16 protein-coding genes are annotated in these 21,315 nt (G+C 60.6%); 12 read left to right on the forward strand and 4 right to left on the reverse strand.

The genetic code is table 11. From position 1 onward, the window contains the following. Nucleotides 1–72 precede the first annotated feature (72 nt). Entirely contained in the window at nt 73–873 is an 801-nt protein-coding gene (locus tag EB812_RS03940; RefSeq protein WP_130957844.1) for a DNA/RNA nuclease SfsA, read from the reverse strand. An 86-nt stretch (nt 874–959) separates the two neighbouring features. Here EB812_RS03940 and EB812_RS03945 point away from each other — a divergent pair, with 86 nt between their 5' ends. Continuing rightward, entirely contained in the window at nt 960–2,153 is a 1,194-nt protein-coding gene (locus tag EB812_RS03945; RefSeq protein ID WP_118229335.1) for a pyridoxal phosphate-dependent aminotransferase, read from the forward strand. Nucleotides 2,154–2,442: 289 nt separating this feature from the next. Here the strand turns inward: EB812_RS03945 and EB812_RS03950 are convergent, their stop codons facing one another. Beyond that, nucleotides 2,443–2,904 (reverse strand): nuclear transport factor 2 family protein, encoded by a 462-nt coding sequence (locus EB812_RS03950; RefSeq protein ID WP_242621184.1) that lies wholly within the window; start codon nt 2,902–2,904, stop codon nt 2,443–2,445. Between the two features lie 242 nt (nt 2,905–3,146). Here EB812_RS03950 and cysK point away from each other — a divergent pair, with 242 nt between their 5' ends. Beyond that, nucleotides 3,147–4,061, forward strand: coding sequence for a cysteine synthase A (gene cysK, locus EB812_RS03955; RefSeq protein ID WP_118229443.1), 915 nt, complete (start codon nt 3,147–3,149; stop codon nt 4,059–4,061). A 132-nt stretch (nt 4,062–4,193) separates the two neighbouring features. Here cysK and EB812_RS03960 read toward each other — a convergent pair whose 3' ends face one another. Both EB812_RS03960 and EB812_RS03965 read right to left on the reverse strand, forming a co-directional pair. Further along, nucleotides 4,194–4,418, reverse strand: coding sequence for a hypothetical protein (locus EB812_RS03960; protein WP_118229336.1), 225 nt, complete (start codon nt 4,416–4,418; stop codon nt 4,194–4,196). A gap of 183 nt (nt 4,419–4,601) precedes the next feature. Beyond that, nucleotides 4,602–6,101, reverse strand: a complete 1,500-nt coding sequence (locus EB812_RS03965; protein WP_130957845.1) for a M23 family metallopeptidase — start codon at nt 6,099–6,101, stop codon at nt 4,602–4,604. 240 nt (nt 6,102–6,341) lie between these two features. On the opposite strand from EB812_RS03965, the gene EB812_RS03970 reads away from it, so the two are divergent. The 10 genes from EB812_RS03970 to fmt all read left to right on the forward strand — a co-directional run bounded on the left by EB812_RS03970 (nt 6,342) and on the right by fmt (nt 21,251). Then, nucleotides 6,342–7,667 (forward strand): helix-turn-helix domain-containing protein, encoded by a 1,326-nt coding sequence (locus tag EB812_RS03970; protein WP_118229338.1) that lies wholly within the window; start codon nt 6,342–6,344, stop codon nt 7,665–7,667. Nucleotides 7,668–7,812: 145 nt separating this feature from the next. Next, nucleotides 7,813–8,967 (forward strand): DNA polymerase III subunit beta, encoded by a 1,155-nt coding sequence (dnaN, locus tag EB812_RS03975; protein WP_118229339.1) that lies wholly within the window; start codon nt 7,813–7,815, stop codon nt 8,965–8,967. Further along, entirely contained in the window at nt 8,967–11,372 is a 2,406-nt protein-coding gene (gene gyrB, locus EB812_RS03980; protein WP_118229340.1) for a DNA topoisomerase (ATP-hydrolyzing) subunit B, read from the forward strand. Before dnaN ends, gyrB begins: the two co-directional genes overlap by 1 nt. 81 nt (nt 11,373–11,453) lie before the next feature. Further along, nucleotides 11,454–14,000, forward strand: coding sequence for a DNA gyrase subunit A (gyrA, locus tag EB812_RS03985; protein ID WP_130957846.1), 2,547 nt, complete (start codon nt 11,454–11,456; stop codon nt 13,998–14,000). 51 nt (nt 14,001–14,051) lie between these two features. Beyond that, nucleotides 14,052–14,828, forward strand: a complete 777-nt coding sequence (locus tag EB812_RS03990) for a tetratricopeptide repeat protein (protein ID WP_242621185.1) — start codon at nt 14,052–14,054, stop codon at nt 14,826–14,828. A 6-nt stretch (nt 14,829–14,834) separates the two neighbouring features. After that, complete coding sequence (gene purF, locus EB812_RS03995) at nt 14,835–16,238, forward strand: amidophosphoribosyltransferase (RefSeq protein ID WP_118229343.1); 1,404 nt, start codon at nt 14,835–14,837, stop codon at nt 16,236–16,238. A 243-nt stretch (nt 16,239–16,481) separates the two neighbouring features. Beyond that, complete coding sequence (gene hisS / locus EB812_RS04000) at nt 16,482–17,741, forward strand: histidine--tRNA ligase (protein WP_130957847.1); 1,260 nt, start codon at nt 16,482–16,484, stop codon at nt 17,739–17,741. Then, a complete protein-coding gene (gene aspS / locus EB812_RS04005; RefSeq protein WP_242621186.1) occupies nt 17,734–19,608 on the forward strand; it encodes an aspartate--tRNA ligase in 1,875 nt (624 codons plus the stop codon). The genes hisS and aspS overlap by 8 nt, the downstream gene beginning before the upstream one ends. Before the next feature lie 159 nt (nt 19,609–19,767). Further along, nucleotides 19,768–20,286: a peptide deformylase gene (gene def, locus EB812_RS04010; RefSeq protein ID WP_118229345.1), complete on the forward strand. Its 519-nt coding sequence runs from the start codon at nt 19,768–19,770 to the stop codon at nt 20,284–20,286. Next, nucleotides 20,259–21,251 carry a methionyl-tRNA formyltransferase gene (gene fmt, locus EB812_RS04015; protein ID WP_118229346.1) on the forward strand — a complete coding sequence of 331 codons (993 nt, stop codon included), beginning with the start codon at nt 20,259–20,261 and terminating at the stop codon, nt 21,249–21,251. Before def ends, fmt begins: the two co-directional genes overlap by 28 nt. Nucleotides 21,252–21,315: the final 64 nt, after the last annotated feature.

Here is a 21,315-nt window from a genome sequence, read left to right on the forward strand (position 1 = left end):
GCCCGCAACGGGTCTGGACCAAAGAGCGTTGTCCCCGTTTTGACGCCGCCTGAGCACAAAAGCCCCCCGCGCTCAGGCCAGGGGAAGCGCCTCCCCCAGATCCACCCCATTCTGACCAACCAAAGCGCGGAAGGGATATATTTCCACCCCGCTCCGCCTAGCGGCCGCATACAGGGCGGCGTACTCCGGGTCAATGCAGTCCGCCGGGGCAAAGCAACGGCCGTCGGGCCGCTGCACCAGATAAAACATGGCGGCCCTTTGACCGTGGGCCACAATATCCATGAGCTCCCGCAAATGCTTGCGCCCGCGTTCGCTGGCCGCATCCGGAAAACAGGCCGCATCGTCTTCCACCAGGGTGACGTTTTTGCACTCTACCCAAAGAGGCGGCAGGCCCGGCCCGCTGAACAGACCGTCCAGGCGGCTCTGGCCGCGCCGGGCCTCGCGGGTCAGCTGCGTATAGCCGATGGCAAAAGGCAGCCGACCGGCCTTGAAGGCCGCTTCAAGCATTTTGTTGGGCACGGAGGTATTGACGCCCACCCAAAAGCCGTCTTCCGCACCCGGCGGCAGATCAGGCGGCGGCGGACAGGCCGTACGGGCCAGCCAGACGCCTTCCTGGGTATATTTGAGCTTGCGGGCGGGATTGGCCGCCGGCGAGGCCAGCACAGGCGCGCCAGGCCGGGTCAGGCCCAGCATGCTGCCGGAATTGTTGCTGTGGATCCAGAGCGGCCCTTGCGCCGTACGTATTTCCACGCTAAAGCGGTTACGCCGCTGCACAAAGGCCCCCACCACGCAGCCGGACGGCAAAGGCAGCAAAGGCGGTCTGTCCGCGTCTGCTGGCGGCGCATTGCCGGTTCTGTTCTGGTTCTGGCGCATTTACACCCTGGGCTGAAATTGATAAAACTCTTCACGGTCCGCAGGCGCGGGCCGCAATCGCCCCCTTTGTGCCGCAAGGAGCCCCCATGCAGATATCGCACCGTCTGAGCAATATCAAACCTTCCCTGACCCTCAGCGTCAACAGCCGCGCGCTGGAGCTCAAAGCGCAGGGCGTATCCGTCACCAGCCTGGCCGTGGGCGAACCGGACTTTCCCACTCCTCCGCACGTCTGCGCTGCGGCCAAGGCCGCCATAGACGCCAACTTCTGCCACTATACCGCCGTGCCCGGCATCCCGGAGCTGCGCAAGGCCGCAGGCGACTACTTCGGACGCGCCTACGGCGTGCCCGTACCGCGAGAATCCATCATCATCGGCGCGGGCGGCAAACACTGCCTGTATAATTTCATCCAGACCACCATCAATCCCGGCGACGAGGTGCTTTTGCCCGCCCCCTACTGGCTGAGCTACCCGGACATGGTCATGCTGGCCGAAGGCGTACCCGTGCCCGTGTCCGCCGGGCCGGAGCAGAACTTCAAGGTCACCCCGGCCATGCTGGAGGCCCACCGCACGGCCAAGACCCGCCTGCTCATCCTCAATTCGCCCAGCAACCCCACCGGGGCCGTCTACACTGAGGCGGAGTTCACGGCCATCATGGACTGGGCCCTGAGCCAGGGCATCTTTGTACTCTCGGACGAAATCTACGACCAGCTCGTGTTTTCGCCGGCCACCATGACCAGCGCCATTGGCTGGTTTGCCGAATACCCCCGGCAGGTGGCCGTGCTCAACGGCCTTTCCAAAAGCTATGCCATGACCGGCTGGCGCGTGGGCTTTCTGGCCGCGCACCCGGATTTGATCAAAAAAATCTCCTCCATGCAGGGGCACAGCACGTCCAATATCTGCTCCATCGCGCAAAAGGCGGCCCTGGCGGCCCTTACCGGCCCCATGGACGGTGTGCGCGAAATGTGCCGGGCTTTCCAGCGCCGCCGCGACCTGGCCATGCATATTATCGAGGACTGGCCCTTTGCCGTCTGTCCCAGGCCGGACGGAGCCTTCTACCTCTTTGTGGACGTGCGCAAATGCTTCGGCCGCCTGGCCGCCAATTCCACAGACATCTGCACCCGGCTGCTGGACAAGGCCCATGTGGCTGTGGTGCCGGGAGCGGCCTTCGGCGACGATAACTGCATCCGCTTTTCCTACGCCGTGGCCGACGACGTGCTGGCCAAGGCCCTGGACAGGATTGGCGCGGAACTGGCCGTGCTGGCCGAAGCCGCTCAGAACTGATCCGCCGAACCGCATTGCGGTTATGCGAAAATCAAGGGCGCGGCACCGACTTACGGCCCCGCGCCTTTTTCATTGTACCGCCGCAGCAAGGAAAACGAGAGCAGATTACCTTTGAGAATATGCATTCTCCAAGGTTACGGCACGCTCGTTCCAGCGCTTCACCGCGCAACTACATAGCGCTGCTGTCTTGGCCCGTAACTTCCTTCGTCGTAACGGGCCAAGCTCCTGCGTCGCAACGGCTGAAGCTGTGCTTGCGCAACCGCCAGGGCATTGCAACGTTGCAATGCCGCTACTGGATTTTGCAGTTGCCGTCGGCGCAGTCCACCGAAGGAATGACCGGCGTGGCCTGGAACAACACCACTTCATCCCGCCCCTTGTCTTTGACCAGCACCAGCGTAAAGCGCATCAAGCCCTGCGGTAGTGGGGGTTCGGCGCGGCCCCTGAGGGTGCCGTTGCCGGTGATCAGCGTGGCGTCGCCGATAATGGTCGTGCGGGCATTGGTGAAGGAAAGGCGGTCGATGACCATTTCCTTGTTTTTAATGGTGGCGATAAAGTGCTCTTTGTCCTGAATATGCCCATTGGCGTTGATATGCCAGTAGTTGGGGGCCAGCAGGGTTTCCAGTGCCGGAATATCACCCGTCATGACGGCTTCCGTGTACAGCGCCACCGTGTCTGCCCTGGCCTGGGCCGCTACGGCCGAACCCAGCATAAGGGTAAAAATCAAGGCGGCGGCAGAAAAAATCTTCATCATATACGCTCCGGTGTTCCGCCGCGCAGTCGGCGCGGCACAAGGTGAAACGGCCCCGCCCCTGACGCCCGTACGCTCACGGCAGAGACCGCGCGTCTGCCAAACCCCGGTAGGGGAAAATTGCCAAGGCGGACGCTTTCCTCTATTCTACCCTTCAAGTTTCGGGTAAAAAACGTCCAATGTAAAGCAATCCCGAATTTTTCGGCGGCGTGCGCGCCGCCTTTGACGCAATGCGAGGCTTCACCATGCTGACCACAATTCTTCAAACCATCGGCAATACACCCATGCTGCGCGTGGAGCGCTCCAGCGATCTGCCGGGCACTGTCTGGCTCAAACTGGAAAACCGCAACCCTGGCGGGTCCATCAAAGACAGAGTAGCCTTCCATCTTATTGAAGACGCCCTGCAGGAAGGCAAAGTGGAACCGGGCGGCCTGCTGGTAGAACCCACCAGCGGCAATATGGGCATCGGCATCGCCCTGGTGGCCGCCGTGCGCGGCCTGCGCTGCATCCTGACCATGCCGGAATCCATGAGCATAGAACGCCGCAACCTGCTCAAGGCCCTAGGAGCCTCCGTCGTCCTCACCCCCGCCGCCCAAGGCATGAGCGGCGCCGTGACCGAAGCCCAACGCATCGCCGCCGCTGAAGACGGCTGCATCCTCGGCCAGTTCACCAACCCTGAAGCCGTCCAGGCCCACTACAAAACCACCGGGCCGGAAATCTTCAAAGACAGCGTGGGCCACATGGACGCTCTGGTGGCCGGCGTGGGCTCCGGATCCTCCATTACCGGCACCGGGCGTTTTCTCAAAGAACATATCAAAAACTTCCGGGTTATCGCCGTGGAACCTGCGGCCTCGCCCGTACTCTCCGGCGGCAAGGCCGCACCCCACCTCATCCAGGGCATCGGCGCGGGCTTTATTCCCAAAATCCTCGACCGCACCCTGCTGGATGAAATCATCCTCGCCGACGGCGAGGAAGCCATGCGAACCTCCCGCGAGCTCATGAAACAGGGCGTCGTGGCCGGCATCTCCACCGGCGCCAACGTCCGCGCCGCCCTCAGCGTGGCCGCCAGACCGGAAATGCAGGGTAAAAACATCGTTACCTTCGCCTGCGATACCGGCGAACGCTATATGTCTACCCGCTTGTTTACGGATATGCAGTAAACATCGTGTATTGTGGGGGAAGGGAACTTTTGTGCACAAAAATTCCCTTCCCCCCACACCCCATCCTTCAAAAAACCCCATTCTCCCACAGAACCGCGCCGGGCCTACCCTGACTGAAAAATAAAGATCTCCCTACGCCCAGCCGCCCGCTACTACCCCAATACCCAGAATATTGGCGGCAGCCAGACGCCACTGGGTCTGCATAAAAGAGGTGGCGCTGTCCTGAGAAAGCAGCTCATCCGCAGCTGCGGTACTGTCATTGATGATGGAAGGATAAAAACCGATGACCTCGGTGCTGTCCGGCGGCGTGTTCTGCAACACCAGTGTCAGCCCTGTCATGGGGACGAAGACGGTCATACGTCCTCCGAAGATGGAAATTCCGCGTAATTAAAGCCGAAACTTCCTAGAGCAGTTAACGAATGAAATGAGCTAACTGCTCTGCAAGGATTTTCTTGAAAATCCTTGCCACGAAATGCGAGAAGGCAGGCTTTTGCCTGCAGTAATCGAGCATTTTAAGTGTTAAATGCTCTAAAGACAACTTCAGCGATGCCGGCGGCGCGGCTTATCCCGCTGCGGCTCTTTGTCGGCGTCCTTATCCTGACTGATGACTACGGGAGCTTCCGGAACCAGACTGTCCACCGTGTAAAGCCCCAACGACTGTTCGCCATTGAGATAGGCCAGTTCCTGTTCCATCACCTTGTGAAAGGCGGACAAGGATTTTTTGCTCACCGGCGCGCCGCGAGGGTTAATGGCCTTGACCGGATTAATGAATTTGCCCCCCTGGCGTAGACGGAAATCCAGATGCGGCCCGGTGGAAAGCCCGGTGCTGCCCACAAAGCCGATAACCTGCCCCTGTCGCACGCTCTGCCCCTTACGCAGGCCGCGCGCAAACCCAGAAAGGTGGGAATACAGCGATTCCAGCCCGGAACCGTGCCGCACTATAATCTGGTTGCCATAGCCCCCGGCCCAGCCCTTATGCGTAACCACCCCACGACCCACGGCCTTGACGGGCGTGCCCGTGGGCGCGGCGTAGTCCACACCCTGGTGGGGACGACTATACCCCAAGATGGGGTGTTTCCGGCTGTTTGTAAAGCGGGAGGTAATTCGGGTAAAGGCCAAAGGGGCCTGCAGCAAAGTCTTACGCAGATTTTCGCCCTTGGCGTTGTAGTACTGGGCGGGATTATCGCCGTCGTGGAACAGGTAGGCTTCGTAGGTGCTGCCCTTGTTGGTGAAGTGGGCGGCCAGAATGCGCCCATAGCCCTTGTAGTCGCCATCGCGGTAGCGTTTTTCCACCAGGACGGAAAAGCTGTCTCCTGGCTGCAGATCGCGGATAAAGTTGATTTCTGCGCCAAAAAGTTCAGCCAGCCTGAGGGCCATTTGCGGGCTTTCGCCCACATCCGCCACGGCCTGAAAAAGGTTGTCGGTGATGGTGGCCGTTACCGTGTTCAGCAAGGTGACGTATTCAATGGCCTCTACCCTGGCGGAAGGCGCTTCCTGCCCTTCCACAACCAGACGGCGGCGGCTGTCGATCTCATATTCAAACCGCTTGACCCGGCCCGTACCCGCATCCGTGACAATGACATAGGGTTGCCCTTCACGGAAGGCCCGCATGGAAAACACCCGCCGGGCGGCGCTCACATATTCCTGTGCGCCGTCGCTGCCCGCCTCGGCCAGCAGCTTACCCACCGTATCCCCTTTTTCCAGGGTGCCGCGCACCACAGCTTCCCCCGGCGCAGCCCCCGCGTCCGCAGCGTCGGCCGCAGCATCCGCGGCTGCAGCGGCATTTTCCTCAGAATCGGCAGCAGACACGGCAGCATCCGCCGAAGGTCTGGCTGCCCCCTCCGGCGCTTCTGCAGGCTGTTCCGACGGCCCTTCCTCATTCTGTGCAGGGACCGATGAAGTGGGCGCATCCTGCACTGCCTCTGATACGGCAGTCTTGTGAATCTGCGGCCGCTGGCCGGCGTATCGCACCAGCACAACGGCCAGCAAAACCACAGCCGCCGCCAGTACCAGCCAGACCTTTTTCTTGGGGAACCACATCGTTGCAGCATACCCGCATCAAAAACCCTTGTCCAGATGTCCTTATGCCGATCCAAACGCCATAGCCCGGCACTGTGCGGCCCAGCGCTTCCCGCAGGCTGCAAGGGGCCACAAGAGCACACACTTGTTTCATGACTTCTTCTATGCTATGTGCTATCTTTGTTCTTCCAGACCGACGCCGTGCGGACAAAGGAAAAACACGACTTTTGCGCAGGGCCGCGGGCAGGGCCCGACCATCGTATGTTAAAACAATCATTGCGGGATATACTGGCGCGCCATCCGGCTCTGGCCGGGGAAACCTGGCTGGAGTGCCTTACCCTGCGCCAGGAGGAAGATATTCTGCGGGTGGGCTTTCCCCACAAATATTTCGCACTTTGGTTCGGCCAGCACAAACAGGCACTGTTTGAAGAGGTCTGCAAACGCTGTTTTACCGCGGGCAACAACCCTGCCATTGTCTACGAGCACGCTGCCCCGCACGCGCCGGCCGCCCGGCATGAATTTCAAGAATACAGGCCGCTGAACGAAACCGCCGCTTCCATAACCAACGGCATGGCCCAAGAGGAAGAAGACGTTTTTACGGCTTTTCTCTGCAACAACAAAAACGCTTTTCCCCTTACCGCGGCACGCCAGATAGCCGCAGGCCGCGCGGGGCGCAGCTATAACCCCTTTTTACTTTGCGGGCGCAGCGGTACGGGCAAAAGTCAGCTTTTACGCGCCATGGCCGCCATGCTCAGCAGAATCTGGGGCAAAACCAGAGTAATGCACGCCGATGCAGCCCGCTTTTGTACCGAAAATCCGGCCTGGGCCCGCAAGCCGGAACTGCTCTGGGAGCGCTACCAGGTTCTTTTGCTGGACGATATTCAGGATATTACCAATGAAACGGCCTGGCAAAACAAACTTATCGTCTGTATGGACGCCTGCCCCCGGGCCGTTACGACTTCAGACGTCGGCGCCGCTCCGCAAATGGTTTTTGCCTGTTCCGGCAGGCCGCAAACCCTCAAAGCCCTGGACGAGCGTCTGCGCTCCCGCCTGGAAAGCGGGCTGGTGGTGGAGCTTATGGAACCGGACCTGGACGTGCGCCTGCGCTATCTGCAGATCAGCTGCAAGGAGCGCGGCCTGCGCCTCACCCGCGACCAGCTGCTTTTTCTGGCCCAGCGCTGCACTCAGTTCCGTTTGCTGCAGGGGCTGTTGCTCAAGGTGGAGGCCTTTGCCACCGTCAAGGGATGCACCCTGACCCGCACGGACCTGGAAAATATCGTGCGCACGGGCCTGGTGGACAAAACTCCGGACTGCCGGGAAATTATTAATGAAGTGGCCTTTGCCCTGAATCTTGACCCAAAAGAGACCCTGACCGGAAAACGCAGGCCGGACCTGGTTCTGGCCCGGCAGGTGGCCATGTACGTTTGCCGCCGCAAACTGGGCCTCTCCTACCCGGAACTTGGCCGGGCTTTTGGCGGAAAAGACCACAGTACTGTCATCCATGCCATTAAAAAAATTAACAAACTTTTAGTTAGTGACAAAAGCGTCAGGCAATTGGTGACAAAGGTGGAAGCAAAGCTGCCCTGAAAGGAAAAAAACAAGTACAGCCGCGCAAATTGTGCCTTCCGTTCCTGGCCAGAGCGGTGGAGTGTTCCAAAAAAAATAAATAATTGTCAGTTGTTATATGGCTTACGCACAAACTGACAGCCCTAATAACAAGTAAGGAAATTTTATGAAACTTACTGTAAACAAAGAGCAGATCATCGAAGGTCTGCTGAAGGCCGCAGCTATTCTTCCTGCCAAAGCCGGCACGCAGTATCTGCGCTCCATCTGGCTCAAGGCCGAGGACGGCCGTCTGGAAGTGATGGCTACGGACGCCACCTTGGAATTTACGGGCCGGTATCCTGCGGAAGTGGAGGAACCCGGCCTGGTGGGCGTGCAGGGGCGCGCCTTTGTGGACTTGGTGCGCCAGCTGCCTGGCGGTCTGCTGCGCCTTTCTCTGGATGCGGCTTCGGGCAACCTGCACCTGGAGCAGGGTCGGCGCAGCTACAAGCTGCCCGTGAGCGGGGCGGAATGGTTTCAGAATGTTTCTGCCTTTCCGGAAGAAAACGCCGTGGCCTGGTCCGGGGATTTTCTGCAGGACGTGTTGGACAAGGTTTCTTTTTGCATTGACGATGACGACAGCCGCGACGCCATTGCCTGCCTCTGCATGAAGCCGCAGGAAAATGGCCGTATTGACGTCTGCGGGCTCAACGGCCACCAGTTTGCCCTGGTTTCCTTTACCCACGATGACTTGGCCGCCCGCCTGCCGCAGGAAGGCATGCTCATTCAGAAAAAGTATTTACAGGACATCAAAAAATGGCTGGGCGTGGACGAAATTGAGCTGAACCTCACGGACAAACGCCTTTATCTGCGCACGGTCAACGGCGATGAAACGCTGAGTCTGCCCCGGGCCGGTCACCAGTATCCGGACTACAATGTTTTTCTTGGCCGCCTTACGGACGAAAGCATGCGGCCCATGAGCCTGGATCGCAAAGAGCTCATGGAGGCCCTGGGCCGCATCCTCATTTTTAATACGGAAAGCGACCGCTGCACCTACATGGACCTGAGCGCCGCGGAAGTGCAGCTTTCCGCCCAGGGCCAGGACGTGGGTTCGGCTAATGAAAGCCTGGAAGTAAGCTACACGGGCGATATTCAGCGTATTGCCTTTCCTACCCGCAATCTTTTGGATATTCTGGGGCATTTTGTTTCCGCCAAGGTAGAGATGCTGCTTACCGGCACGGAAGGCCCCTGCGGCATCCGCGGTGCGGAAGACCCGGACTATACGGTCATCATCATGCCCATGCGCATTTCTGAAACGACCTATTACAGTGAGGAAGACGTTTAATGGCTCCTGACACCTCCGGCAACGGCGGCTACAACGCCTCTTCCATCACCATTCTTGAGGGCCTGTCGGCCGTGCGCAAGCGCCCGGCCATGTATATCGGCTCCACGGACGGGCGGGGCCTGCACCATCTGGTTTATGAGGTGGTGGATAACTCCATTGACGAGGCCATGGCGGGCTATTGTTCGCACATTACCGTCATTCTGCATGCGGACAACAGCGTTACCGTGCGGGACGACGGCCGCGGCATTCCCGTGGACCTCCATCCCAAGGAAGGCGTGCCTGCCGTTCAGGTGGTCATGACCAAGCTGCACGCCGGCGGCAAGTTTGACAATTCGAGCTACAAGGTTTCCGGCGGTCTGCACGGCGTGGGCGTGTCCTGCGTTAACGCTCTTTCTGAAGAGCTCACCGTCACTGTGCGGCGTGACGGCAAGCGCTATCGGCAGCACTATTCCCGTGGGGTGCCGCAGGATGAGCTTGCGGTCATCAGCGAGGGCGTGGAAGGTCACGGCACTACCGTGACCTTCAGGCCGGACGAAGAAATTTTTGAAGTCCTGGAGTTTTCTTACGAGACGCTCAAAAAACGCTTTGAAGAGCTGGCCTATCTCAACAAGGGCCTGACCATCGAATGCGTGGACGAACGTACCGGTGAAAACCACATGTTTCACGCCGAAGGCGGTATCCGGCAGTTTGTGGGCGACCTCAATTCCGGCGAACAGGGCATTCACCCCATTATTTTCGGCGAAGGCATGGTGGACAATGTCACCGTGGACTTTGCCCTGCAGTACAATGCGGGCTACAAAGAAAATATCCTCACCTTTGCCAACAACATCCGCACCAAGGAAGGCGGCACCCACCTGGTGGGCTTTCGCACGGCCCTGACCCGCGCCATCAACGCCTACATCAAGAGCCAGCCGGATCTTTCTAAAAAAATGAAAAACACGGCCCTTTCCGGCGATGACGTGCGCGAGGGCCTTACTGCCGTGGTCAGCGTCAAGCTGCCCCAACCCCAATTTGAGGGCCAGACCAAGACCAAGCTCGGCAACAGCGAAGTGGCCGGCCTGGTGGCCGGTGTGGTCTACGACCGCCTCAATGTGTATTTTGAAGAAAACCCCAAGGATATCCGCCTGATCATCGACAAGGCCGTGGACGCCGCCCGTGCGCGCGACGCGGCCCGCCGCGCCAAGGAGCTGGTGCGGCGTAAGGGAGCGCTTTCAGACAACGCCCTGCCCGGCAAGCTGGCCGACTGCCAGAGCAAAGATCCCGGCGAATCTGAATTGTTTATCGTGGAGGGCGACTCCGCAGGCGGTTCGGCCAAGCAGGGCCGTAACCCCAAAAATCAGGCTATTTTGCCTTTGCGCGGCAAAATTCTGAATACCGAGCGCACCCGTTTTGACCGCATGCTGGCCAACAAGGAAGTAAAGGCCCTCATCACGGCTATGGGCGCGGGCATTGGCGAAGAAGACACGGATCTGGACAAGCTGCGCTACCACAAAATCATCATCATGACTGATGCCGATGTGGACGGCGCGCATATCCGCACTCTGTTGCTGACCTTCTTTTTCCGGCAGTATCAGGAAATGGTGGAGCGCGGCTTTGTCTACATTGCCCAACCGCCTCTTTACCGCGTGCACAATTCCCGCATGGAACGCTTTATCAAGGATGACCCGGAACTGAACGAGTTTCTGCTTTCCCGCGTGAGTGAAGACGTGGCTGTGCTGGCCGCCAACGGCAAGGTTTACAGCGGCAAGGTCATGGTGGAGCTCATGGAGCGCATTGAAAAGCTGGAAAACCGCATCAACGATGCGGAACTGGGCGGCAACCCGCGCGAGCTCTTCCTCACCTTGGTCACCTATTCCCGGCAGATAGACCCGGAACTGCTCCAGAACAAGGACGAAGACCTGCTCCGGTGGCTCAACGAACACGATTATATGCTTACTCTGGAACGGGAACAGAGCGAAGACGAAGAGGAGCGCCTCTTCGCTGTCTTTGAAAATTCCGGCGGCCACCACACCAGGCGCGGTATGGAATTTTTTAACTCGCGCCTCTACCGCCAGACCTGGCAGATGTTTGACGACCTGCGCCAGGAATGCGGCGGGCTCAATTTCCGCCTGCGTCGTAAAGACGGCGAAGCTGAAGCGGAAAGCCTTTTTGCCCTCATGGGCATGGTGCTGGACGAAGCCCGCAAGGGCATCAATATCCAGCGCTATAAAGGCCTGGGCGAAATGAACCCGGAACAGCTTTGGGTCACCACTATGAACCCTGAAAACCGTGTGCTTCTTCAGGTTTCTGTGGAAGACGCCAATGAAGCCTCCGACGCTTTTGAAGAACTCATGGGCGACCGCGTGGAACCCCGCCGGGAGTTTATCGAGCGCAACGCCCTGGCTGTGCACGATTTGGATATTTAAGAATTGCGGAGGAAGAGCCTTTTTTAAAAAAGGCTTCTCTCCCATAAAAAGCATTGCAATTATCAAGCAGCGAGGCCTGTAGTGGCAGAAACGCAGCAGCAAGTCAGTATTGAGAAAGAGCTCCGCAAGTCCTATTTGGAGTATTCGCTTTCTGTAATCATCGGACGCGCCATTCCTGACGCGCGCGACGGTCTCAAGCCTGTGCACAGGCGCATTTTGTATGCGCAGTACGAGCTTTCCAACGCTTACAATCGGCCGCACAAAAAGTCGGCGCGCATTGTGGGTGATGTGATCGGTAAGTATCACCCGCACGGCGATTCGGCGGTATACGATGCTCTGGTGCGTATGGCGCAGGATTTTTCCATGCGCGATCCCCTGGTGGACGGACAGGGCAACTTCGGCTCCATTGACGGCGACGCCCCGGCGGCCATGCGTTACACAGAAGTGCGCATGTCGCGTCTGGCGCAGGAGTTTTTGAACGATATCGATAAAAACACCGTCGATTTCCGGCCCAACTACGACAATACCCTGCAAGAACCGGCGGTCATGCCCACCAAGGTGCCCAACCTGCTGCTCAACGGCAGTTCGGGCATTGCCGTGGGCATGGCCACCAATATTCCGCCGCACAATCTGGGCGAGCTCTGCGAGGCCCTGCTCTATTTGCTGGACAATCCCCAGTGCGGGGTGGACGACCTCATGGATTTTGTCAAGGGGCCGGATTTTCCCACCCGTGGCTTTGTCTATGCGGGCAAGGGTCTTTACGACGCCTACCATACGGGGCGCGGCACGGTGAAGGTGCGCGGCCGGGTGGAAATTGAAGACCGCAAAAAGGGCGCGCAGGCCATTATTATCCGCGAAATCCCCTTTGGACTGAACAAGTCCTCTCTGGTGGAAAAGATCGCCGCATTGGTCAACGACCGCAAAATCGACGGTGTTTCCGACCTGCGGGACGAATCGGACCGTAAGGGCATCCGCGTGGTTATTGACCTCAAGCGCGGCACCATTCCGGATCTGGTCGTCAATGCCCTGTACAAGTTCACGCCGCTGGAGACGAGCTTCGGCATCAACATGCTGGCAGTGGTGGACAACCGGCCGCAGCTGCTTACTTTGAAGACAGCGCTGGCCTGCTTTGTGGACCACAGGCGCGAGGTGGTTATCCGCCGCACGCGCTATGATCTGGAAAAAGCCGAGGCCCGGGCCCATATTCTGGAAGGCCTGCGCATAGCCATTGACAATATTGACGAGGTGGTGGCGCTGATCCGCGCTTCGGCCAATCCGGACGAAGCCAGGGCGGCCTTGATGGCCCGGTTTGAACTTTCAGAGTTACAGGCCAGGGCCATTCTGGATATGCGTCTGCAGCGGCTCACGGGCCTGCAGCGCGATGAGCTTATGGCCGAGTACAAGGATTTGCTGCAGAAAATCCAGTTTTATAAGTCTGTGCTGGACAATGCGGAAGTGCTGCGCGGGGAGCTTAAAAAAGAGATTACGGAACTCCGCGATACCTTTGCCACGCCCCGGCGTACGGAAGTGCTGCGCGAGGCCCTCAACAGCATAGACATTGAGGACCTGATTCCGGACGACGAAATGGTCATTACCCTTTCGCGGCGCGGGTACATGAAGCGTACGGCGCTGGAAAACTACCAGCAGCAGAAGCGCGGCGGCAAGGGCATTGCGGCCCTGCATACGTCGGAAGACGACTATGTGCAGGAATTTCTCACCACCACCAACCACCAGTATCTTTGCCTGTTTACTAACAAGGGGCGCATGCACCAGCTCAAGGTGCACCAGGTGCCCGAGGGCAGCCGCACGGCCAAGGGCGTGCATATCAACAATCTGCTGCCGCTGGAGGAAGGGGAATGGGTCACCACGGTGCTGGCCCTGCGGGAATTTGCCGAAGACAAGTTCTTCCTCTTTATCACCAAGCGCGGCATGGTCAAGCGCTCCTCGGCTTCGCTCTACGCCCGCTGCCGCAAAACCGGCCTTATGGCTGTGGGGCTGCGTGAGGATGACGAACTGGTGGTGGTGCGCTCCATCCGCGACAACAGTCATATTGTGTTGGTCACGGCCGACGGCTTTGCCATCCGTTTTGCCTGCCAGGACGTGCGGTCTATGGGCCGCGTGGCCACGGGCGTCAAGGGCATTGCCCTGCGGCGGCACGATGCGGTGGTGGCCGGGGTCATCCTCAAGGATGTGGACCAGACCACGGAAATTATGTCCATTTCGGCCAATGGCTTCGGCAAACGCACCAGCGTCAAGCTCTACCGCGTTCAGAGCCGGGGCGGCAAGGGCATTATCAACTTCAAGGTGACCGCCAAAACCGGCCATGTGGTGGGCGCCATGCCCGTGCGGGACAATGACGGCCTCATTTTGCTCACCTCCACCAACAAGGTGGTGCGCATCGGGGTGGAAGACGTGCGCAGCAAGGGCCGGGCCACCATGGGCGTCATGCTGGTGCGCCTAGACGAAGGCGCGCGCGTGGTGGGCTTTGACCGTGTGGACGAGGGCGGTCAGACCGGGCGCGATGTGAGCGAGGATATGGACGACGCCCCCGCCATGGCGGAACATCCCGCTGCGGATGGCAGCACGCCGCAAGCGCCGCAGAGCGAACCCGGAGATGGGGAGAACTAGCTCGTGAGGGCAGGGTCGGTCGGCGCGCCGGGTCTCCCCGTTCGGCAGGTTTTGTGGGCGCTGCTGGTTTTGTGCGGCTTTGCGTTGCTGACGGGCTGCAACCGGGATCTGACCGGAGACGATCTCACGGAGGCCCGCGCCGCCGTGGCCCGACAGGACTGGTCTTTGGCCGAACGGCTGCTGGAGCGGTTTTTGCGGGAAGAACAGAACCCGGATCAGCGTTGGGAAGCCTGGCGGCAACTGCTGGAGGTGGTCAACGCCGCGGGGCAGGAACCCAGGGCCAGTCTGGAGCTGCTGGAAACCATGCTTGAGGAATATATGGACAACGACGCCCGCGCTGCCGTGATTTTGCGGCGCATGGGTGAAGTGAACGAAAGCCTGCACCGGCACGAGGCCGCGGCCGACGCCTGGAATGCCTATGTAGGCCTGGCTGGTCTTTCTCCGGAGCAGAGCGTGGAAGGGTACCGCAGGCTGTCGGGCATGCAGTTCAAGTTGCGGCGCTTTGACGCGGCCGAAGACACCCTGCAGCAGTGTCTGGCCCTGCCCGTGGCGGAAAAGGAAACCCTGCTTTGCGCGTATGATCTGGCGGACCAGAACGTGGCGCGGCAACGCTGGCAGGAGGCTGCGGACCTTGCGCAGCAGATTCTGGACAGCGCGCCGGACACGCCTTTGAAGGGGCTGGCGGGCTATGTGCTGGCGGACGCTCTGGAACAACTGGGCAAAACCAGAGAAGCCCTGAAACAGTTTGAACTTGCGCGGGACGCGTATCCCAACCCCCCGGTCATTGACAACCGGATTATGCACCTGCGCGGGAAAATGAAGAAGTAACAGTGTATGATCAAGCACGAATGTGGCGTTTTCGGCATTTATGATCATGACGAGGCAGCGCGCCTGGCCTATTTTGCCCTTTATGCGCAGCAGCACCGGGGGCAGGAAAGCGCGGGCATTGTCACCTGTGACGCCGACGGCGTGCACGAGCACAAAGGTATGGGGCTGGTGCCGGACGTGTTCGACGAAGCGGACCTGCAGGCCCTGACCGGGCGCATGGCTGTAGGGCATGTGCGCTACTCCACCACGGGCCGTTCGGTCAGCGCCAACGCCCAGCCCTTTCTGGTGCGCTACAAAGGCCACGACGTGGCCCTGGCCCACAACGGCAACCTGGTCAATGCCGGGCAGCTGCGTCAGGATCTGGAAGACGAAGGGGCCATCTTTGCCACAGGCAACGATACGGAAGTGTTTATGCACCTGCTGGTGCGCGCCCTGCGCCACAACGATATGCCCGGCGCCATCAAGGAGGCCTGCGCCCGCGTGCGCGGGGCCTACTGTCTGCTGGTCATGATGGACGGCGTGCTGGCGGCCGTGCGCGATCCTTTTGGCTTCCACCCCTTGGCTATGGGGCGCAAAAACGGCAGCGTGGTTTTTGCTTCCGAGACCTGCGCCTTTGATTTGCTGGAAGCCGAATACGAGCGCAGCGTGGACCCGGGCGAGATCGTCATTGTAGACCAGACCGGTGTGCACAGCGACCGTTTGCTGGGCCAGCCCCCCGCCTGCAGGCGGCAGTGCATTTTTGAATTGGTTTATTTTGCCAGGCCCGATTCCTATATTTTTGACGAGCAGGTCTACCTTTGCCGCAAAAAAATGGGCTGGAATCTGGCGGGAGAATCCACTCCAGAGGTGGATTACGTCATGCCATTCCCCGATTCCGGCGTATATCCGGCTCTGGGTTTTGCCCAGCGTTCCGGTCTGCCTTACGAACACGCCATGATCCGCAACCACTACGTGGGCCGTACCTTCATCCAACCTTCCCAGAGCATGCGCAGCTTTGGCGTGCGGGTCAAAATAAACCCCGTGCGCGAAATGATCGAAGGCAAGCGCATCTGCATTATTGACGATTCCATCGTGCGCGGCACCACCATGACCACCAGGGTGAAAAAACTGCGCGAACTGGGCGCCAAAGAAGTGCACATCCGCATTTCCTGTCCGCCCGTGAAGTTTCCCTGCCACTATGGCATAGACTTTTCTTCGCGTGGCGAACTCATTGCCGCCCAGCACAGTCTGCCGGAGATAACCAGCAGTCTGGGCGCGGATTCTTTGCACTATCTGAGCGTAGAAGGCCTGCTGGGTTCCGTAAGTCGTCCGGACGATTACTGTCTGGCCTGCTTTACCGGCGACTACCCCGTGCCCTGCGAGGATTGCGGCGACAAATTCCGCTTTGACGCCCCTTGCGGCCAGCGCTAGTCCACGGTAACTATACCCCGTTTTGCAGGAGAAAAATCCTCAAATCTGCTGCAGAGGCCTGACGGAAAGCTGTCTTCGGCGGTTTTTTGGGCATGACCCTCAAAAAAATTTGCATTTTTTTGCGGCTTTTTTTGATATATTGGAGCACCAGAAAAAGTTTCAGGAGGCGGGGGCGCGGGGGAGGAGACCCTTTTACAGGAGTCCCTTCCCCGCACTTCTCCCTTCCCTTCCCCAGGGGACAGTATGAGCATTACGCGCATCAAGGGTTTTGCGGATATGTTTCCGCCGGAAAGCGATACGTTCACGCGCCTGGAAAACACGGCGCGGGAGGTGTTTTTTCGCTACGGTTTTGTGGAGCTACGCACGCCCATTGTGGAGTTTACGGAGCTGTTTCAGCGCTCCATCGGCGAAGAAACCGATGTGGTGCAGAAAGAAATGTATACCTTTGCGGATAGGAAGGGGCGTTCACTGACCTTGCGGCCTGAGGCTACGGCCGGGGTTATGCGAGCCTATATTGAGGCAGGTCTGGTCAACAGGGAGGCCGTCAGCCGTCTGTTCACCACGGGCCCCATGTTCCGTTACGAACGGCCGCAAAAGGGGCGCATGCGCCAGTTTCATCAGATTAACTGCGAGTGCCTGGGCAGCCACAGTCCGTACACGGATGCGGAGCTGATCAGCATGCTGCTGCGTTTTCTGGGCGCGTTGGGCCTGCGGGATCTGACCCTGAAGCTCAATTCTTTGGGCTGCGCTCAGTGTCGGCCCCGCTTCCGCGAAGCGCTGCTGGCCTATCTGGCCGGGGTGGACAAGGCGGCCCTCTGTCCGGACTGCGCCCGCCGGGTGGAGACCAACCCCCTGCGCGTGCTGGACTGCAAACAGCCCGGCTGTCGGACCATTACGGACGCGGCCCCGCATTTGCTGGACTACAATTGTCCGGAGTGCCGGGCGCACTTCGACACGGTGCTGGACCTGCTCACAGCGGCGGGCCTGCCCTATGAGCTGGACCACCGCCTGGTGCGCGGGCTGGACTATTATTGCCGTACCACCTTTGAGGTGGTGAGCGGCAGCATCGGCGCGCAGGCGGCGGTGGCTGGGGGCGGTCGGTACGACGGCCTGGTGAAGAGCCTGGGCGGGCCGGACGTGCCCGGCGTGGGCTTTGCCTGCGGCATGGAGCGCCTGGCGCTTATGCTGGAGGGGCGCGCGGCCGCGCCTCAGGATTTTTATCTGGTCTGCATGGACGAGCTCAGCCGCCGGGAAGGCTGGCTGCTGGCTCAGGGCCTGCGGGACGCTGGCCTGCGCGGCGTTATGAACAGCAGCGAAGGCGGCTTCAAGAGCCTTATGCGCCAGGCTGGCAAGTCCGGCGCGCGCTATTGTCTGATATTGGGGCCGGACGAACTGGCCCGCGGCGAAGTGGTGGTTAAACATCTGGAGAGCGGCCGGCAGCAGAGCATGGTCCGGGCCGGACTTGTGGACTTTTTGCAGGCGGGAGCCGAAAGCAATGACTGAGCAGATGGACGCGGCGGCGCAGGACCGCCAGCAGCAGGATGTGCAGCAGGAGCACCGTAAATACGTTACCGACCTGGGCGACTGGCGGCGCACGCAGCACTGCGGGCAGCTGACCATTGCCGACGATGGGGCGGAAGTCTGCCTTATGGGCTGGGTGCAGTACCGGCGCGACCACGGCGGGCTGATTTTTGTAGACCTGCGTGACCGCGAGGGTCTTACTCAGGTGGTCTTCAGCCCGGACATGGCCCCGGCGGCTCACGCCAATGCGCACATTCTGCGCTCGGAATACGTGCTGGCCATCAAGGGCAGGGTGCGGCCCCGCCCAGAGGGCATGGTCAACCCCAACCTGGTTACGGGTCAGATCGAGGTGGTCGTCTACGAATGGAAGCTGCTCAATACCTCCAAAACGCCGCCTTTCCCCATTGAGGACCGTTGCGATGCGGGCGAAAATCTGCGTCTGGCCTGGCGCTATCTGGATCTGCGCCGACCGCGCATGCAGGCCAACCTGCGTCTGCGCCACCGGGTGGCCCAGTGCGTGCGGCGGTTTCTGGACGAGAACGGCTTTACGGAGGTGGAAACCCCTGTGCTCACCAAGTCCACGCCCGAAGGGGCGCGGGACTTTCTGGTGCCCAGCCGGCTGAATCCCGGCGAATTCTACGCCCTGCCCCAGTCGCCGCAGATTTTCAAACAGCTGCTCATGGTGGCCGGTCTGGAGCGCTATTTTCAGATCGTGCGCTGCTTTCGTGATGAAGATCTGCGCGCCGACCGCCAGCCGGAGTTCACCCAGGTGGACATGGAGATGAGCTTTGTGGATGAAGAACAGGTCATGGCCGTGGCCGAGGGCCTGATGGAACGCGTGTTCCGCGAGGTCATGGGCCTGGAGATTCCCCGGCCCTTCCCGCGCCTGACCTGGGACGAAGCCATGAGCCGCTACGGCGTGGACAAGCCCGACACCCGCTTCGGGCTGGAGCTGGTGGACGTGACCGCCATTGTGCACGGTTCCGGCTTCAAGCTCTTTGCGGCGGCCCCCCTGGTCAAGGCCATGAAGGTGCCCGGCGGCGAGAGCCTGAGCCGTAAAGAAATTGACGGCTTTACTGAATTTGTGAAGATCTACGGCGCGCAGGGCCTGGCCTGGATCAAGATCAAGGCCGACGAATGGCAGTCGCCCATTGCCAAGTTCCTTTCTGCAGAAGAACGCCAGGGCATTGCCAAGGCTCTGGATCTGCAGGCGGGCGACATTGTCTTTTTTCAGGCCGGCGATCCGGCCATGGTCAACGCCGCCCTGGGCAATCTGCGCGTGCATCTGGCCGGGCGTCTGGGGTTGATTCCCGAAAACAGCTTCAATTTCCTTTGGGTGACGGATTTTCCCCTCTTTGAGTACGATGCGGAGGAAAAGCGCTACGTAGCCTGCCACCACCCCTTTACCGCGCCCGCGCCCGGCCATCTGGAGCTCATGCGCGAGGATCCGGCCAAGGCCCGCGCCCGCGCCTATGATATGGTGCTCAACGGCAACGAGGTGGGCGGCGGCTCCATCCGCATCCATACGGGCGAAGTGCAGCGTCGCATGTTTGCCGCCCTGGGCTTTTCTGCGGCGCAGGCCGAAGCCCAGTTCGGCTTTCTTATTCAGGCCCTGGAACAGGGCGCGCCGCCCCACGGCGGCCTTGCCTTCGGCCTTGACCGCCTTATCATGTTGTTGACAGGGGCGGGCAGCATTCGCGACGTCATTGCCTTCCCCAAAACCCAAAAGGCCACCTGCCTCATGACCGAGGCGCCTTCTCCCGTGTCGGCCAAACAACTGCGTGAGCTGGGGTTGCGCCTGCGCGAACAGCCTGCCCCGGCGGAGCAGCCAGCCCCGCAGCCAAGCTGACGCGCTGCAAGAAGGGCCAGGGGGCTTGTCCCCCGGGGCCCCCGCTTTCGGGATGCGTACGCATCCTTATGCACGGCGGCCATTGCTTTTCCGCTGCCTGTCGGCGGGAAGGACAATGGCCGTACCGCCTCGCGGGTGTGCCGCCACAAGGATACTGCCATGCTACTGGACATTGTGACTTACCCGGACCCGCGCCTTAAAGAGGTCTGCGCGCCCATTCAGGAAATAACGGAGGATATCCGCCGCCTGGCGGCGGATATGCTGGAAACCATGTACGCCGCGCCCGGCGTGGGTCTGGCCGCGCCGCAGGTGGGCCGCAATATCCGCATGCTGGTCATGGACCCTTCCGTGCAGGATGGCGAAAAAAATCCCCGCGTACTGATCAACCCCGTGCTCGCCCTTTCGGGCGAAGAAGTGCGCAGCGAGGCCGAAGGCTGCCTTTCCGTGCCCATGAATTACCGGGCCGACGTCAAACGCATGAGCAAGGTGCACCTGACCGCCACAGACCTGGATGGCAAGCGCATTGAAGAAGACCTGGAAGATTTTCCCGCCATTGTGCTGCAGCACGAATACGACCACCTGGACGGCATCCTGTTTATCGACAAAATCAGCCGCCTGCGGCGCAGCCTTTACGACAGCAAGGTAAAAAAGTGGCTCAAGCGCAAAACTGCCGCCTAGTGTTCATGGGCACGCCGGACTTTGCCGTGCCCACCCTGCGCCGTCTGGCCGTCTGGCCGCGCGGCAGCCTCGTCGCCGTCTACACCCAGCCGGACAGGCCCGCCGGGCGCGGCCACAAGCTCAGCATGCCGCCCGTCAAAAGCGCGGCCCTGGAACTGGGTCTGCCCGTCGAACAACCGGAAAGTTTTAAGGATCCCGCCGCCGTGGCCCGTCTGGCCGCCTACGCCCCGGACGTGCTGGTAGTGGCCGCCTACGGCCTGCTGTTGCCCCAGTCTGTGCTGGATCTGCCCCGTCTCGCCCCCCTTAACGTGCACGCCTCCCTTTTGCCCCGCTGGCGCGGGGCAGCGCCCATCCAGCGCGCCATTATGGAGGACTGGCAGCCCGATGCCCGCACAGGCGTTTCCATCATGCGTGTGGTGCGCCAACTGGACGCCGGTCCGGTATACGCCAGCGCCTCCCTGCCCCTCAATGACCACACTGCAGGCAGCCTACACGACGCCTTGGCCCAACTGGGCGCAGACCTCCTGCCCCAGGTGCTGGACGCCCTGCTGGAAGGCCGCGCCACAGCGGAGGATCAGGATGCCGGCCGCGTCACCTACGCCGCCAAAATGGGCAAACAGGATTCCGTCATTACCTGGAACCGCCCGGCGGTGCAGGTGCACGCCCATATCCGCGGGGTCACGCCCTGGCCCGGCGCGCGCGTAGTCCTGCACTTCAGCGGTCAGGACAAAACTTTTCCCTGCACTCTGGCTCCGGGCAGGTTGGCCGAGCCCTGCCCCGGCGTCAGCCCCGGCACGCTCGACCATGCGGATGACACGCTGCGCGTGGCCTGCGCCGACCGTTGGTACGCCCTGGGCGCGCTGCGTCCCCAGGGCCGCAAGACCATGTCCGCCCGCGACTTTGTCAATGGCGCGTTGCGCGGCCTGCGGCCCGGACCCTGCGGCCTGGTGGAACAGGGGGAATAAAAAATCTGCCTCCGGCTGTGCCGGGAGGCGCGGCTCCGGCATTCCGCTTTCGGGCGCGTGGCGG

The sequence above is a fragment of the Desulfovibrio legallii genome, from assembly GCF_004309735.1.
Taxonomy (GTDB): Bacteria; Desulfobacterota; Desulfovibrionia; order Desulfovibrionales; family Desulfovibrionaceae; genus Desulfovibrio; species Desulfovibrio legallii.